The organism is Methylobacterium sp. 1030, from assembly GCF_040544715.1.
GTDB lineage: Bacteria > Pseudomonadota > Alphaproteobacteria > Rhizobiales > Beijerinckiaceae > Methylobacterium.
This window is the reverse complement of the sequence record NZ_JBEPKM010000024.1, coordinates 68,240-85,041: the sequence shown is the minus strand read 5'-3', so window position 1 is coordinate 85,041 and position 16,802 is coordinate 68,240. Positions and strand designations below refer to the sequence as shown.

3 protein-coding genes and 2 pseudogenes are annotated in these 16,802 nt (G+C 77.9%); all 5 read left to right on the top strand.

Annotation, left to right across the window (positions count from 1 at the left end; genetic code table 11):
- Window positions 1–2,460: pseudogene (locus tag ABIC30_RS31870) on the top strand (condensation domain-containing protein); the annotation flags it as partial.
- A gap of 39 nt (window positions 2,461–2,499) precedes the next feature.
- Window positions 2,500–3,726 (top strand): annotated as a pseudogene (locus ABIC30_RS31865) (amino acid adenylation domain-containing protein); the annotation flags it as partial.
- Entirely contained in the window at window positions 3,703–4,314 is a 612-nt protein-coding gene (locus ABIC30_RS31860) for an AMP-binding enzyme (RefSeq protein WP_502915869.1), read from the top strand. The pseudogene ABIC30_RS31865 and the gene ABIC30_RS31860, both read left to right, overlap by 24 nt.
- On the top strand, window positions 4,311–12,542 hold the full coding sequence (locus ABIC30_RS27370) for a non-ribosomal peptide synthetase (protein WP_354456391.1): 8,232 nt from the start codon (window positions 4,311–4,313) through the stop codon (window positions 12,540–12,542). The genes ABIC30_RS31860 and ABIC30_RS27370 overlap by 4 nt, the downstream gene beginning before the upstream one ends.
- Window positions 12,539–16,657 carry a non-ribosomal peptide synthetase gene (locus tag ABIC30_RS27365; protein ID WP_020094336.1) on the top strand — a complete coding sequence of 1,373 codons (4,119 nt, stop codon included), beginning with the start codon at window positions 12,539–12,541 and terminating at the stop codon, window positions 16,655–16,657. The genes ABIC30_RS27370 and ABIC30_RS27365 overlap by 4 nt, the downstream gene beginning before the upstream one ends.
- The last annotated feature ends 145 nt before the right edge of the window (window positions 16,658–16,802 follow it).

Genomic DNA, 16,802 nt, shown 5'->3' with positions numbered 1-16,802 from the left:
GCCCTCGACGACACCGCCAGCCTCACCCGACTGGTCGCCAGCGGCGAGGCCCTGCCGCCCGACCTCGCCCGCGCCGTCGCCGCCCGCACCGGCGCGCGGGTGCACAACCTCTACGGACCCGCCGAGGCCGCCATCGACGTCACCGCCTGCGACGTCGCAACCTGGGACAGCGCCTGCGATGGCGCCTGCGACGGCGCAAGCGACAGCGCCTGCGCAGATGGGCTCGTCCCCGGGCCGCGCGTGCCCATCGGCGCGCCCATCGCCAACCTGCGCCTGCACGTCCTCGACGACGCCCTCCACCCGGTGCCGGTCGGCGTGGTCGGCGAGCTCTACATCGGCGGCCGCGGCCTCGCCCGGGGCTACCGCGGCCAGCCCGGCCTGACCGCCGCGCGGTTCGTGCCCGACCCGGAGGCCGGGCGCGGCGCGCCGGCCGGGGCGCGGCTGTACCGCACCGGCGACCGGGCGGCGTGGCGGGCGGACGGGCAGCTCGACTACCGCGGGCGGGCGGACGATCAGGTCAAGATCCGCGGCCAGCGCGTGGAGCCGGGCGAGGCGGCCGCCGCGCTGCGGTCGCTGCCGGGCGTGGCCGAGGCGGCGGTGGTCGCCCGTCCCGGTCCGGACGGGGGGCTGCGGCTGGTGGGCTACGCGGTGCCGGCGGCCGGCGGCGCGCTCGACGAGCCCGCGCTGCAGCGGGCCCTGGCCGACACGCTGCCCGACGCGCTGCGCCCCGCCCGCATCCTCGCCCTGCCCGCCCTGCCGGTCTCCGCCAACGGGAAGCTCGACCCAGGACGCCTCCCCGAACCCGACTGGGCGGGCACGGGTCGGCGCGGGCCGCGCACCGCGCGCGAGGCGGCCGTGGCGCAGGCCTTCGCGCAGGTGCTCGGCCTCGACGGGGTCGGGATCGACGACGGCTTCTTCGACCTCGGCGGCCACTCGCTGCTCGCCACGCGCCTCGTCAGCCGGCTGCGCGCGGCGCTCGGCGTCGAGCTGCCGCTGCGCGCCGTGTTCGAGGCCCCGACGGTCGCGGCGCTGAGCGGGTGGATCGCCGCGGTCGGCGGCGACGCGGCAGGACGCGCCGGCCCCGCGCGCCTACCCCTCGGCGCGCGCCCGCGGCCGGATGTCGTCCCGCTCTCCGCGGCCCAGACCCGGATGTGGCTGCTGTCGCGGATCGACGGCGCGCATCCCTACACCATCCCGATCGCGCTCCGCCTCACGGGCCCGCTCGACGCCGACGCGCTACGCGCGGCCCTCGCCGACGTGGTCGCGCGCCACGAGAGCCTGCGGACCCGCATCGTCGCGATCGACGGGGCGCCGGCGCAGCAGGTCCTGCCGCCCGACGCGGCGCGGCCCGGCCTCGATCTGTGCGCGGCGGACCCGGAATCGTGGCCGGACGCGCTGTCCGCGGCGGCGCGCGCGCCCTTCGACCTGGCCGTTGACCTGCCGATCCGCGCGCGGCTGTACCGGTTCGGCCCGGACGCGCACGGGCTCCTCCTCCTGATCCACCACGTCGCCGCCGACGGCTGGTCGCTGACTCCGCTGATGCGCGATCTCGCGGCGGCCTACGCGGCGCGGTGCCGCGGCGCGGCGCCGGAGCGCCCGGCCCTACCGGTGCAGTACGCGGACTACGCGCTCTGGCAGCGCGACCGTCTCGGCGACGAGGCCGACCCGGACAGCCTGATCGCCCGCGAGATCGGCTACTGGCGCGCGCAGCTCGCGGGGCTGCCCGAAGGCCTCGCGCTGCCCACCGACCGGCCGCGCCCGGCGACGGCGAGCCACCGCGGGCGGCGCGTGCCCCTCGCCCTCGGGCCGGATCTCCACCGCGCGCTGGCGGATCTCGCGCGGCGCGAGCGGGCGAGCCTCTTCATGGTGCTCCAGGCCGGCCTGTCGGCGCTCCTGACCCGCCTGGGCGCGGGCGAGGACATCCCGCTCGGGAGCCCGATCGCGGGCCGCACGGACGAGGCCCTCGACGGCCTCGTCGGCTGCTTCGTCAACACGCTCGTGCTGCGGACCGACACGTCCGGCGACCCGAGCGGGCGCGACCTCGTGGGGCGGGCCCGCGCCGTCGCGCTCGAGGCCTACGCGCACCAGGACGTGCCCTTCGAGCGCCTCGTGGAAGTGCTGAACCCGCCGCGCTCGCTCGCGCGCCATCCCCTGTTCCAGGTCATGCTGGCGCTTCAGGACGGCGTGCCGGATTCGTTCGATCTGGCCGGCCTGCGCGCCGTCCCGGATCCGGTCGGCGCCGGGGCCGCGCGGTTCGACCTCGCCTTCGACCTCGTCGAGCGGCGCGGGGCCGACGGGACGGAGGCGGGCGTCGTCGGCCACCTCGAATACGCCACGGACCTCTTCGAAGAAGCCGGCGCGATCCGCCTCGCGGACCGGTTCGCGCGGCTGCTCGCGGCCCTGGCGGCCGAGCCGGACCGGGCAATCGGGGATCTCGACCTGTTCGAGGCCGGCGAGCGGCGGCAGATCCTGACGGACTGGAACGCGACGGCGCGGGCGGTGCCGCGCGAGACCCTGCCGGCGCTCGTCGCCGCGCAGGCGGCCCGCGCGCCGGAAGCCGTCGCCCTCGTGGCCGGATCGGAGGTGCTGCGCTACGCGGAGCTCGAGGCCCGCGCCAACCGGATCGCCCACGCGCTCATCGCCCGCGGGATCGGACCGGAGGACATCGTGGCGGTGGCGCTGCCGCGCGGGCCGGACCTCGTCGCGGCGCTGCTGGGTGTGCTCAAGGCCGGGGCGGCCTACCTGCCGCTCGACCCGGGCTACCCCGCGGAGCGGCTCGCCCTCATGCTGGCCGATGCCCGGCCCGCCGGCCTCGTGACCGTCGACGCGTGGCCGCGGCCGGACGGCCTGCCCGCCCTGGTGCTCGACGCCCCGGACGGGCGCGCGGCGCTCGCGGCCGCGCCGGCCCGCGCGCCGACCGACCGGGATCGGGCGCGCCCGCTCGTGCCGGCCCATCCCGCCTACGTGATCTACACGTCCGGCTCCACGGGCCGGCCCAAGGGGGTCGTGGTCCCGCATGCCGGCCTGACCAACCTGCTGCACGACCTCGTCGATCGCCTCGGCGTGACGCCGGCGGACCGGCTGCTCGCCGTCACCACGGTCGGCTTCGACATCGCGGGCCTCGAACTGTTCGGGCCGCTCCTCCGCGGCGCGCGCGTGGTGCTGGCCGGGCGGGACGACCTGCTCGATCCCGGGCGTCTGGCGCGGCTCGTCCGCGAGGCGGGCATCACGCTGATGCAGGCCACGCCGACCCTGTGGCGCGGCCTCGCGGAGACGGACGCCCTGCGCGGCGTGCGGGTGCTGGTGGGCGGCGAGGCGCTGCCGCCCGACCTCGCGGGCGCCCTGAGCGCGCGGGCGGCGCGGGTCACCAACCTCTACGGCCCGACCGAGACCACGATCTGGTCCACGGCGGCCCAGATCGTGCCCGGCGCGGAGGCCGTCACCGTCGGCGCGCCCCTGTGGAACACGCAGGCCTACATCCTCGACGGCGGCCTGCGGCCGGTCCCGCCAGGCACGGTCGGCGAACTCTACCTCGCGGGCGCCGGGCTCGCCCGCGGGTATCTCGGGCGGCCGGGGCTCACGGCCGAGCGCTTCGTCCCCTGCCCCTTCGGGCCGCCCGGCGCGCGCATGTACCGGACCGGCGACCGCGCGCGCTGGCGCGCGGACGGGGCCCTCGACTACCGCGGCCGCGTCGACCACCAAGTGAAGATCCGCGGCGTGCGCATCGAGCCCGGCGAGGTCGAGGCGGCGCTGATCGCGCAACCCGGCGTCGCGCAGGCCGTCGTGACCGCGCGGCAGGACCGGCCCGGCGACGCGCGGCTGGTGGCCCACGTCGTCCCCGGCCCCGGGGCGGCGCTCGACCCCGCGGAGCTGCGCCGGGCGCTCGCCGCGACGCTGCCGGACGCGATGGTGCCCGCGGCCGTCGTGACGCTCGATGCCCTGCCGCTGACCCCCAACGGCAAGGTCGACCGCGCCGCCCTGCCGGCGCCGGAGCCGGTCGCCGACCCGGCCGCCGACCCGCCGCGGACCGGGACGGAGCGCCGCCTCGCCGCTGTCTGGGCCGAGGTGCTGAACCTCCCCTCGGTCGGGCGCGGCGACAACTTCTTCGCCCTGGGCGGGCACTCGCTCCTCGTCGCCCGGGTCGTCGCGCGCCTGAGCGAGGCGCACGGCATCGTCCTGCCCCTGCGCGCCGTCTTCGAGGCGCGCACCCTGGCGGATCTCGCGGTCGCGATCGACGGCCGGGACGCGGGTGGCGCGGACGCCGACATCGACGCGATGAGCGACCTCCTCGACGCGCTGGAACACGCCGAATGACCGACACCGGCCCCTCGCGGGACGACCAGCTGCGCGCCCTGGCGGCGCGCTTCTCCGCGCTGCCCGACGGCAAGCGCCGCCGGTTCGTGCAGGACCTCGCCGCGCGCGGCCTCGAGGCGGACCGCCTGCCGATCCTGCCCGCGGAGGGCGGCGACGCGGGACCGCTCTCCGACGCGCAGCGCCGGTTCTGGCTCCTCTGGCAGCTCGACCCGGAGAGCCCGGCCTATCACATCGTCGGCGCGCTGCGCCTGACCGGTCCGCTCGACCCCGAGGCGCTGGACCGGGCGTTCGCCGGCGCCGTCGCCCGTCACGCGGGCCTGCGCGCGCGCTTCCCCCTGCGCGACGGGGAGCCGGTGCAGCAGGTCGACCCGGCGGGCACCTTCGCGATGGTCCGCCACGACCTGACCGGCTGCGACGCGGCCGAGGCGCGGGCGCGTCGCGCCGCGATCGAGGCGGCCGTCGAGCGGGCGCCCTTCGACCTCGCGCGCGGGCCCCTGCTGCGCGCCGCCCTGGTGCGCGAGGCGCCGGATCGGCACGTCGTCTTCCTGACCCTGCACCACATCGTCGGCGACGCCGTGTCGATGGACCTGCTGATCGACGCGGTCGCCACCGGCTACGGATCCGACGCGCCGGAGAGCGCGGCCCCCGCCATCACCTACGCGGATTACGCCGCCTGGCAGGCGCGGATGCTGGACGCGGGCGCCCAGGCCGCGAGCCTCGGGTTCTGGACGGACCTCCTCGGCACGGAGCACCCCGTCCTCGCCCTGCCCGCCGACCGGCCGCGCCCCGACGTGCCCAGCTTCACCGGGGAGACGCTGACCTTCCCGCTGCCGCCCGCGACCGCGGCGGGCATCCGCGCCCTGGCCCGCCGCGGCGGCGCGACCGCGTTCCACGTCCTCGCCGCCGGCTTCGCGATCCTGCTCCAGCGCCTCGGCGGCGAGCGCGCTCTCCGCCTGGGCGTGCCGGTGGCGAACCGCACCCGGCCCGAGACCGCGGGCGTGATCGGCAGCTTCGCCAACACCCTGGTGCTGCCCTTCGCGTTCGACCCGCTGGACAGCTTCGCCGCGTGCGTGGAGGCGACGCGGGCGCTCCTCGTGGAAGCCCAGGCCCATCAATCCGTGCCGTTCGAGCGGCTCGTGAGCGCCCTGAGCCCCGACCGGCATCCGGGCCGCAATCCCCTGTTCCAGGCGATCGTCCAGCACCTGCAGGAGCGCCCGCTCGCCACGATCCGCCTCGGCGACCTGTCGGTCGAGCGCGTCCCCCGCGCCACCGGCAGCGCCCACGTGGATCTCGGCCTGACCACGCTGGAGGACGCGCAGGGCGGCTTCACCGCGCACCTCACCTACGCCCGCGACCTGTTCGACGCGGCCACCGTCGCGCGCTGGCGCGACCATTTCCTGACCCTGCTGGGCAGCCTCGTCGCGGCGCCGGACGCGCCGATCCACGGGGCGCCCTTGCTCACACCGGGCGAGATCGCGCGGCTGAACCCGCCCTCCGCGCCGTCCGAGGTCGACGGGCAGCCCGTTCACGTGACCATCGCGGGGTTCGCGCGCACGGACCCCGAACGGACCGCGGTGATCTTCGCCGATCGCGCCACGAGCCGCGGCGCGCTGGACGCCGAGGCGAACCGCCTCGCGCACCGTCTCGCCGAGGCCAGCATCGGCCCGGACACGGTCGTCGCCGTGATGCTGCCCCGCTCGCCCGGCCTGCTCGCCGCCTATCTCGGCGTGCTCAAGGCGGGCGGCGCCTACCTGCCGCTCGGGCTCGACCTGCCGGACGCGCGGATCGCCGCGATGGTCGCCGACAGCGGCGCGCGCGTCCTCGTCACGGATCGCGCCCATGCCGGCCGCGGGCCGGCCGCGGTCCCGCGGATCCTGATCGACGCGGACGCGCCGGACGCGGGCGCGGGGCCTCCACCCCCGGTGGCGCTCCACCCGGAGAACCTCGCCTACCTGATCTACACCTCCGGCTCGACGGGGAAGCCGAAGGCGGTGGCGGTCGCGCACGGCCCGCTCGCGATGCACGTCCGCGCGACCGCGCCGCACTACGAGATGGACGCGGACTCCCGCGAGTTCCACTTCATCACCTTCAACTTCGACGGCGGGCACGAGCGCTGGCTGACGGCGCTCGCCTGCGGCGCCAGCCTCGTGCTCCGCGACGACGCGCTCTGGTCGCCGGCGGAGGTGTTCGCGGCGTTCCGCCGGCACGGCGTGACGAATGCCGGCTTCCCGCCGAGCTACGTCCGGGAACTGACGCGCTGGGCCGAGCAGGAGGGCGGCGCGCCGACCCTCGACCTGCTCTCCTTCGGCGGCGAGGCGATGCCGCGCGACGAGCTCGCGCGCGTCAACCGCGCCCTCGGGCCGCGCCGCCTCATCAACGGCTACGGGCCGACCGAGACCGTGGTGACGCCGCTCGTCTGGAAGGTCCCCGCCGGCACGACCTGCGACACGCCCTACGCGCCGATCGGCAGCCCGGTGGGCGACCGGACCGCCTGGATCCTCGACGACGCGCTGCACCCGGTGCCGGTGGGGGTGGTGGGCGAGCTCTACATCGGCGGCACCGGCCTCGCCCGCGGCTATCTCGGACGCCCCGGCCTGACCGCCGAGCGCTTCGTGCCCGACCCGTTCGGAAGGCCCGGCGCGCGCCTCTACCGCACCGGAGACCGCGCCGCACGCCGCCCCGACGGCGCCCTCGACTACCGCGGACGCGCCGACGAGCAGGTCAAGATCCGCGGACAGCGCGTCGAGCCCGGCGAGGTCGCCGCCGCCCTGCGCGCGCAACCCGGCATCGCCCAGGCCGCCGTCCTCGCCCGCCGCAAACCCGACGGCCCCGCGCGGCTCGTGGCCTACGCGGTGCCCGCGCCGGGCGCGCACCCCGACCCGCAGGAGCTGCGCCGCGCCCTGGCCCGCGACCTGCCCGAGGCCCTGGTGCCGGCCGCGATCGTCCTGCTCGACGCCCTGCCGCTCTCGACGAGCGGCAAGCTCGACGCCCGCGCCCTGCCCGAGCCCGACGCGGACGCGCCCGCCCCGGACGCCGACCCGCCGCGCACGGCGACCGAGCGGCGCCTCGCCGATCTCTGGGCCGCGGTGCTCGGCCTGCCCGGCCCCGACGCCGTCGCCCGCTCCGACACCTTCTTCGAGCGCGGCGGCGATTCCATCCTCGCCCTCCAGCTCGTCACGCGCGCCCGTCAGGCCGGCCTGACGCTCACCCCCCGCGACGTGTTCACCCATCAGAGCCTCGCCGCCCTCGCCGCGCACGCCGAGCGCCAGGGCGCACGCCCGGCGCTCCCCGCGCGCGACGCGGCGACCGATCCGGGCCTCGAGGCCGGCCCGGTGCCGCTGACCCCGATCCAGAGCTGGTTCCTGGCCGCGCCGATGCCGCGGCGCGCGCACTGGAACATGGCCGTGCTGCTCGTCCCGCGGGCGCGCCTCGCGGCGGACCGCGTCGCGGAGGCGCTCGCCGCGCTGTCCACCGCCCATCCGGCCCTGCGGCTGCGCTTCGCGCAGGCGGCCGACGGCGGCTGGCGGCAGACCTGCACCGCCGCCGACGCCGTCGCGGCCGCCGAGTCGCTGTGGCGCCGCGAGGCCCGGGACGCGGCCGCCCTGGCGGCGCTGGCCGAGGCCGCGCAGACGAGCCTCGACCTCGCCCGCGGACCGGTGCTGCGCGCCGTCCTGGTCGATCCGGCCCCGGACGGCGGGCAGCGCCTCCTCCTCGTGGCCCACCACCTCGTGGTCGACGCCGTCTCTTGGCGCATCCTGGTGGCGGATCTCGCCCTGGTCCTCGCGGGGCGGACCCTGCCGGCGCCCGCGACCTCCTTCCCCGCCTGGGCCCGGCACCTCGACACCCTGGCCCGGGATCCGGCCGAGGCCGACCGCCGCCGCGCCTGGGCCGAGGCCTGGGCGGCGCAGCTCGCGCCGCCCGCATGGGGCCTCGAACCTGCGCGGCCCGACGCCCCCAACGTCGAATCCGCCCAGACCGAGATCGCCGACAGCCTCGACGCCGACACCACCGACGCCTTCCTGCGCCGGGCCGGCCGGCCCTACCGCACGCGCCCCGACGAACTCCTGCTCGCGGCGCTCGCGGTGGCGGTGTCGCGCCGCTGCGGCGGGCGAGCCGTGCGCGTCGTGCTCGAGGGCCACGGTCGCGATGCCGACGCCCTGGCGGACAGCTTGGCGGACAGCTTGGCGGACGCGGCCGGCGAGGCGGCGCGCCACGACCTGAGCCGGACGGTGGGCTGGTTCACCACGCTGGTGCCGCTGCGGCTCGACCCCCTCGGCGGCGAGCCGGACCTGCCGCCGGACCTGCCGCCGGACGACGCCGCCCGCGGCCTCGCCCTCGGTCCACTCCTCGGCCGCGCTCTCTGCCGGGTCAAGGAAGCCCGCCGCGCCCTGCCCCAGCCCGATCTCAGCCACGACCTCCTGCGCCACGGCCCCGTCGCGGACCTGCGCCACCGCATCGCCGCGGCACCCGAGCCCGGCATCCTCCTCAACTACCTCGGCCAGATCGACGCCGACCGCGCCGACCCCGACGCGCCCTTCGCCCTCGCCCCCGAGAGCGCGGGGCCCATGCGCGCCCCCCACAGCCCCGCCGGCGCCGAGCTCACCCTCACCGCCCTCGTGCGCGACGGCCGCCTCCACCTCGCCTGGCGCTTCAGCCCCGACCGCCACGACGCCGCCGCCATCGCCGCCATCGCCCGCGACACCCGGCACACCCTCCAGGCCCTCGTCGACCACTGCGCCGACCCGGGCACCCCGCGCCGGCCCACCCCCGCCGACCTGCCCCTCGCCCGCCTCGACCAACCCGGCCTCGACGCTCTCCTGGCCGACGCCCGCGCGGCCGGTACCCTCGACCCCGACAGCCTCGCCGACCTCTACCCGCTCACCCCCCTGCAGGAGGGCCTGCTCTTCCACGCCCGCCTCGCCCCCGGGGACGCGGCCTACCGCAACCAGGTCCGCCTCGACCTCGAACCCCTCGATCCCGACCGCTTCGCCCGCGCCGTCCGCGCCACCCTCGAGCGCCACGACGTCCTGCGCACCGCCATCCTCGACCCCGCCGACGGCCCGCCCCTCCAGGCCGTCCTCGACCCCGTGCCCCTACCCCTCGCACGCCTCGACTGGACAGGGGAGCCGTCGAGCCAGGATGCGCCGCACGAGGACGCCCCGGACGAGGATGCCCGCGCCGACCGCCTCACCGACCGCCTCGCCGCCCTGGCCGCCGAGGAGCGCGCCCGGCCCTTCGACCTCGCCCGGGCCCCGCTCCTGCGCCTCGTCCTGGTCCGCACCGGACCGGACCGCCACCACCTCGTACTCACCGTCCACCACCTGATCCTCGACGGATGGAGCACCGCACGCCTCGTCGCCGAGGTGCTCGCCCGCTACCGCGGAGAGGAGCCCGAGACCGTCACAGGACGCTTCGCCGACTATCTCGCCTGGCTCGCCCGCCAGCCGCGGGCCGCCGCCGAGCGCTTCTGGCAGCACGCCCTCGCCGGCCTCGACGCCCCCACCCGCCTCGCCGACACCTTCGACCCGCCCGGCACGCCCGGCGCCCGCGACGGACAGCGCCCGCCCGGCCACGGCGAGGTCCGGCACCGGGTGCCGCCGGCCGCAGCCGGGCGGCTGCTCGCCCGCGCCCGGGCCGCGCACCTCACCCTCAACACCTGCGTCCAGGCCGCCTGGGCCCGGCTCGTGGCCGCCCGCACCGGGCAGACGCGCGTCGCCTTCGGCACGACCGTGGCCGGGCGCCCGGCCGACCTGCCCGGGGCCGAGACCGTGCTCGGGCTGTTCATCAACACCCTGCCGGTGGTCATCGACCTCGACCCGGCCCGGCCCCTCGGCGCTTGGCTGGCGGGCGTGCAGGAGGCCGGTCTCGGCCTGCGCGAGCACGGCCACCTGCCCCTGGCCGCCATCCAGCGCCTCGCCGGCCCCGCGGGCACGGGCACGGCCACAGGGACGGGCGGCCTGTTCGACAGCCTCGTGGTGTTCGAGAACTACCCCGTCGACGCCGCCCTCGCCGCCGCGCGCCACGGCCGGGACGGCGACGGAAACGGGGACGGGAACGGCGACGCTGCCGACCCGCACGCCTTGCGCCTCGGCCCGGCCATCGTCGCCGAGACCACGCACTACCCCGTCACCCTGGTGGTCCACCCGGAGACCGGCCCCGACGGGACGCGGCTGGCCCTGCGCCTGAGCTACGCCGCCGACCGCCTCGCGCCCGCGGATGCCGAGGCGCTGCTCGCCGCCTTCGTGGCCCAGCTCGCCGCCCTGGCCGAGGCCGACCCGGCAACCCCGCTCGGGGCGCTGCCGCCGCCGCTGCCCGACAGCGACCGGGCGATGATCGGGTCGGCGAACGCGACCGCGCGGGCCTACCCGGACGGCGCCGGCGACGTCCTCGCCGCCTTCGCAGACCACCGCGCGCACGACCCGGACGCGATCGCGGTGACCGACGGGCAGGGCGCGCTCACCCGCCGCGCCCTCGACAGCGCGGCCTCCGCGCTGGCCCGTCGCCTCGCCCGCGCCGGGGCCGGTCCCGACACTCTGGTCGGCGTCGGGCTGGAGCGGTCCTGCGCGCTGCTCGTCGCCTGGCTCGCCGTTCTCAAGACGGGGGCCGCGATCCTGCCCCTCAACCCCGAGCTGCCGCGCCCGCGCCTCGTCGCGACCGCCCGAGAGGCGGCCCTGCGCCTCCTCGTCACCGAGTCCGGCCCGGCCGCGCGGATGCCCGGGCCGGCGGAGCTTCCGGACCTGCAGATCCTCACCCCGGATCTGGCAGAGGCGGCGGACGATCCCGCCCTGCCGGCCGCGGCGCCGCACCCGGACGCCCTGGCCTACCTCATCTACACGTCCGGCTCGACCGGCACGCCCAAGGGCTGCGCCAACACCCGCGCCGCCATCGCCAACCGCCTCGCCTGGATGCGGGCCCATTTCGCGGTCGGCCCCGCCGACGTGATCCTGCACAAGACCCCGGTCTCCTTCGACGTCGCCGTCTGGGAGATCCTCCTGCCCCTCGTCAGCGGCGCACGCCTCGTCATGGCGCCGCCGCAGGCCCACCGCGATCCGGACGCGCTGGCCGCCCTGATCCGGCGGGACGCGGTGACGATCGTGCACTTCGTGCCCGCCCTGCTGGAGGCGTTCCTGGCGTCCGGCCGGCTCGCCGCCTGCTCGAGCCTGTCCCGCATCGTGTGCAGCGGCGAGGCGCTCGCCCCCGACCTCGCGGCCGCCGTCCGCGCCCAGAGCCGGGCCGACCTGGCCAATCTCTACGGGCCGACGGAGGCGGCCATCGACGTCAGCGCCTGGACCTGCGGGCCCGAGCGGGACGCCCCGCGGGTGCCGATCGGGCACCCGATCGCCAACACGCAGCTCCACGTCCTCGACGACGCGCTGCACCCAGTGCCGGTGGGGGTGGTGGGCGAGCTCTACATCGGCGGCACCGGCCTCGCCCGCGGCTATCTCGGACGCCCCGGCCTGACCGCCGAGCGCTTCGTGCCCGACCCGTTCGGAAGGCCCGGCGCGCGCCTCTACCGCACCGGAGACCGCGCCGCCCGCCGCCCCGACGGCGCCCTCGACTACCGCGGACGCGCCGACGAGCAGGTCAAGATCCGCGGCCAGCGCGTCGAGCCCGGCGAGGTCGCCGCCGCCCTGCGCGCGCAGCCCGGCATCGCCCAGGCCGCCGTCGTCGCCCGCCGCAAACCCGACGGCCCCGCGCGGCTCGTGGCCTACGCGGTGCCCGCGCCGGGCGCGCACCCCGACCCGCAGGAGCTGCGCCGCGCCCTGGCCCGCGACCTGCCCGAGGCCCTGGTGCCGGCCGCGATCGTCCTGCTCGGCGCCCTGCCGCTCTCGACGAGCGGCAAGCTCGACGCCCGCGCCCTGCCCGAGCCCGACGCGGACGTGCCCGCCCGGGACGCCGACCCGCCGCGCACGGCGACCGAGCGGCGCCTCGCCGATCTCTGGGCCGCGGTGCTCGGCCTGCCCGGCCCCGACGCCGTCGCCCGCTCCGACACCTTCTTCGAGCGCGGCGGCGATTCCATCCTCGTGATGAAGCTCGTCGCCGCCGTCCAGGAGAGCCTGGGACCGCGCCTGCCGCTGCGCGCGGTCTTCGATCACCCGACTCTGGCGGATCTGGCCGCCCGGATCGACGCGGACGGCAGCACCGGCGGGGCCGGGGCGGCCGACCTCACCGACATGGAGAGCTGGCTCGACGCGATCGAGACGGCGGCAGGAGCGACGCGGACATGACCCTTCAGGCCACGCAGATCGCGCGACGCTTCGCCCGGCTCGCGCCGGAGCAGCGCCGGGCCTTCCTCGCCAAGCTCGCCGAGAACGGGATCGACTTCGCCACCCTGCCGATCGTCCCGGCGGACGGAGACAGGACGGCGCTGCCGCTCTCGGCGGCGCAGCGCGGCCTGTGGCTGACCTGGCAACGCGAGCCACTGAGCCCGGCCTACAACCTGACCGGCATCGTCGAGATCGCCGGGACCCTCGATCCGGCGCGGCTCCAGGCCGCCGTCGACGACCTCGTGCGGCGCCACGAGCCGCTGCGCACCACCTTCGGGCTGGATCCGCAGGGCGAGCCGTGCCAGCGCGTCCACCCGGCCGCCCCGGTCCCGATCCGGGTCCGCGAGGGGCTCGACGCCGCCGGCAGCGACGCCCTCGCGGAGACCCTGGCCCGCACGCCGTTCGATCTGGAGGCCGGCCCCCTGCTCCGCGTCGAGCTGCACCGCCTCGGGGACGGCACCGACCGGATCCTGCTCGGCCTGCACCACATCGCCGCCGACGGGCAGTCGATCCCCCTGCTGCTGCGCGACCTCGACGCCCTGTACGCGGCCCGGTCGCGGGAGGCGGGGGCCGACGGCCTGCCGCCGCTGCCCGTACAGTACGCGGATTACGCCCTCTGGCAGCACGGCCGGCTCGAGGCCGGGGAGGCCGAGCGCCAAGCCGCGTACTGGCGCTCGGAACTGGGCGCGTCCCCGGCCGAGACGCCGCTGCCCCTCGACCGGCCCCGCCGCGCGGAGCGCGCCGCTTCGGGCGGGATCCACGCGTTCCGGATCCCGCCCGAAGTGAGCGAGGCCCTGCGGAGCCTCGCCCGCCGCGAGGGCGCGACGCCGTTCATGGCTGCCCTCGCGGGGTTCGCCCTGACGCTGGCCCGCTACGGCGACGGCGCGGACGTGCGCGTCGGCCTGCCGCTCGCCGACCGCGCGCGGCCCGAGACGCGCGGCATGGTCGGCCACCTGACGGGCATCGGGGTCCTGCGGGCGCGGGTCGACCCGCGCGACGGGTTCCGCGTCCATCTCCGACAGGTCCGCGATCGGCTGCTGGCCGCCCAGGCGCACGCCGACCTGCCGTTCGACCGGATCGTCGCGGCGTCGGCGACGGAGCGCCGGCCCGGGCTCCACCCGCTGTTCCAGGTCAAGGTCACCGAGCAGGCCGCGCCCCCGCCCGACGCCCGGTTCGCCGGCCGGCCGATGCGGCTGCGCGGGCTCGACGGGGGCGACGTCCACTTCGACCTCAGCCTCGATCTCGTCGATTCCGCCGAGGGCCTGTGCGGCCGCTTGGCCTTCGCCCGCGACCTGTTCGACCCCGAGACCGTCGCGGGCCTGGCCGAGGCCTTCGCGACGCTGCTCGCCGCGGCCGTCGCCGAACCCGACCGCCCGCTCTACGCGCTGGCGAGCCCCGCCCCGGCCGCGGCGACGGACCCGGCCGCGCTCGACGGGGTCGCGCCCGACGTGGTCGCGGCCTGGCGCGCCCGTGCGGCCGAGGCACCGGAGGCGCCCGCCCTGCGGCAGGGCCGGCGCTCCCACAGCCGGGCCGAGCTGGATGCCGCCTCGGACCGCCTCGCCGCGCGGCTGGCCGCGGACGGGGCGGGGCCGGAGACGCGGGTCGCCCTCCATCTCGGCCGCGGCCCCGAATGGGTGCTCGGCCTCCTGGCGATCCTCAAGACCGGCGCCGCCTACGTGCCGATCGATCCCGGTCTCCCGGCCGCCCGCCGGGCCGACCTCGTGGCCGAGTGCGGGGCCTGCCTCGTCCTGGGCGAGCCGGTTCCGGGCGACCGGCCCGACCGGCCGGTGATCGCGGCGCGCTTCGACCCGGCCGCGGACGCGGCGGCCCCGCCCTTCGCGGCCGCGCCGCCGCATCCCGACGCGGCGGCCTACATCCTCTACACCTCGGGTTCCACGGGCCGGCCCAAGGGGGTCGTCGTGACCCGCGGCGGCCTCGCGCAGTACGTGGCCGGAATGCTCGCGCGCGTCGGCCTGCCCGCCGGCGGCCGCGTCGCGATGGCCTCGACCGTGGCGGCCGACCTGGGCAACACCGTGCTGTTCGGCGCGCTGGCCGGCGGCTCGGAACTCGACCTCCTCGACCACGAGACCGCCCTCGACCCCGACCGCTTCGCCGCGGCGGTCGGTGGGGACGCGGCCGGGGACCGGAGGATCGACGCCCTGAAGATCGCGCCGAGCCACCTCGGCGCGCTGCTCCAGGCGGCCGACCCCGCCGCCGCGCTGCCAGAACGGCTCCTCATCCTCGGCGGCGAGGCGCTGCGCTGGCCCCTCGTCGACCGGATCGCCGCGCTGAAGCCCGGCTGCCGGGTGGTCAACCATTACGGGCCGACCGAGGCGACGGTCGGCGCGCTGTGCCAGGAGGTCCGCGCGGGGGCGGAACACCGGGGCGGTGCGCTCGGCCCGGAGGACGGGGCCGGACGCTGGGCCGGCGGCGCGCCCATCGGGACGCCGCTCCCGGGCGTCCGCGCGCGCGTGCTCGACGGATTCCTCGCACCGGTGCCGCCGGGCGCGACGGGGGAGCTCTACCTCGGCGGGCCGCAGGTCGCGCGGGGCTATCTCGACCGGCCGGGCCTCACCGCCGAGCGGTTCGTTCCGGACCCGCATGCCGGCCCCGGGGCGCGCCTCTATCGGACCGGCGACCGCGTCCGGCTTCTCCGCGACGGCAGCCTCGCCTTCGTGGGCCGGGCCGACGACCAGGTGAAGATCCGTGGCCACCGGGTCGAGCCTAGCGAGGCGGCCGCGGCCCTGCGCGACCTTCCGGGAATCCGCGACGCCGCCGTCATCGCGCTCGCCGAACCGGAGGCCGACGGGGCGGAGGGGCCGCGCCTCGCCGGCTACGTCGTGGCCGACCCGGACCTCGACCTCGCCGCGGTCGGCGCCCGGCTCGCCGAGCGCCTGCCGCCGGCCCTCGTGCCGACGAGCCTGACCCGGCTCGACGCGCTGCCGCTGACCCCCAACGGCAAGCTCGACCGGCGCGCCCTGGCGTCGCTGGAGGCGGCGCGCGGGACGGACGGGAAGGATCCGCCCCGGGACGGGACGGAGCGGGCGCTCGCCGCCCTCTGGGCCGACCTCCTCGGCCTGGATCCGTCCGCGATCGGCCGCCACGACGCCTTCGCCGACCTCGGCGGTGACTCGATCCTGAGCCTGAAGATGCTCGCGCGCATCCGCCGGCAGGGCGTCGCGGGGGGCAAGACCCTCACCCTCGCCCAGATCCTCGGCGCGAAGAGCCTCGCCGACCTCGCCGAACGCGTCGCGCCGGCGGCTCCGCGCGGGCCGGAGATCGTCCATCTCCGCCGCGAGGGCGGACGGATTCCGCTTTTCTGCGTCCCCGGCCTGATCGCCAACGCGACCGAGTTCGCCGCGCTGGCCGCGCGGCTCGGCCCGGAGCGGCCGGTCCACGGCTTCGTCAGCCACGTCTACACGGAGGCGCGCTGGCAGGGGTACGACGTGCCCGCGCTGAGCGGCGCCTACGCGGACTGCATCGCCGCGCACGCGCCGGGCGGCCGGTGCGCGCTGGTCGGCTGGTCGTCCGGCGGCGACCTCGCCTACGAGACCGCGCGCCGTCTCGACGGGCGCGTGCGCGTCGACTTCCTGGGCCTCGTGGACGTGTTCGAGTCGGTGCCCTTCGCGGCGCCGCGGGCTCTGGTCGCGGACGCGCGGGCGCTGGCCGCGCGGCGGCGCGCGGACTGGCTGGACGGCTCGCGGATGGCCGAGCAGTGGCGCGGGCTGATCGCCCGCATGGACGCGGACGAGCGGGAGGCGCTCGACGCCTACCTCATCGACAACCCGGAGCTGCCCGCGGACGGGCCCGACCTGACGGCGCGCGAGTTCGAGTTGTGGGCCCTCCTGGACAAGCGCGTGCGGGCCAAGCGCCACGCCTTCGCGCCGCTGGCGCGGCCCGTGCACGTCTTCCAGGCCGCGGATTCGCTGACGCGACCGGAGCGCCTGCGCGACTGGAGCGCGCTGGCGCCGGTCGCGGACCTGAGGATCATTCCCGGCGCGCGGCACCTGGACATCCTCCGGAGCACCGCGTTCCAGGACGCGTTCGCCGAGGCCCTCGACGCGGCCGAAGCCTGATCCGGGCGCGGGCCCTTCCGCGAGGGCCCGCGTCGATCCCGACAGGACGGCCCCTCGTCCTGTTCCCGCGCGCGGGAACAGGACGAGGGGCCGCGGCGGCGGCGGGGACCCGGAGCGCGCGGTGCGTCCGGTCCGCGGCGGGCGC

Bases quoted from the DNA above. Each gene is read 5' to 3' on its own strand.
- ABIC30_RS27370 (WP_354456391.1), top strand. From the start codon at position 4,311: ATGACCGACACCGGCCCCTCGCGGGACGACCAGCTGCGCGCCCTGGCG.
- ABIC30_RS27365 (WP_020094336.1), top strand. From the start codon at position 12,539: ATGACCCTTCAGGCCACGCAGATCGCGCGACGCTTCGCCCGGCTCGCG.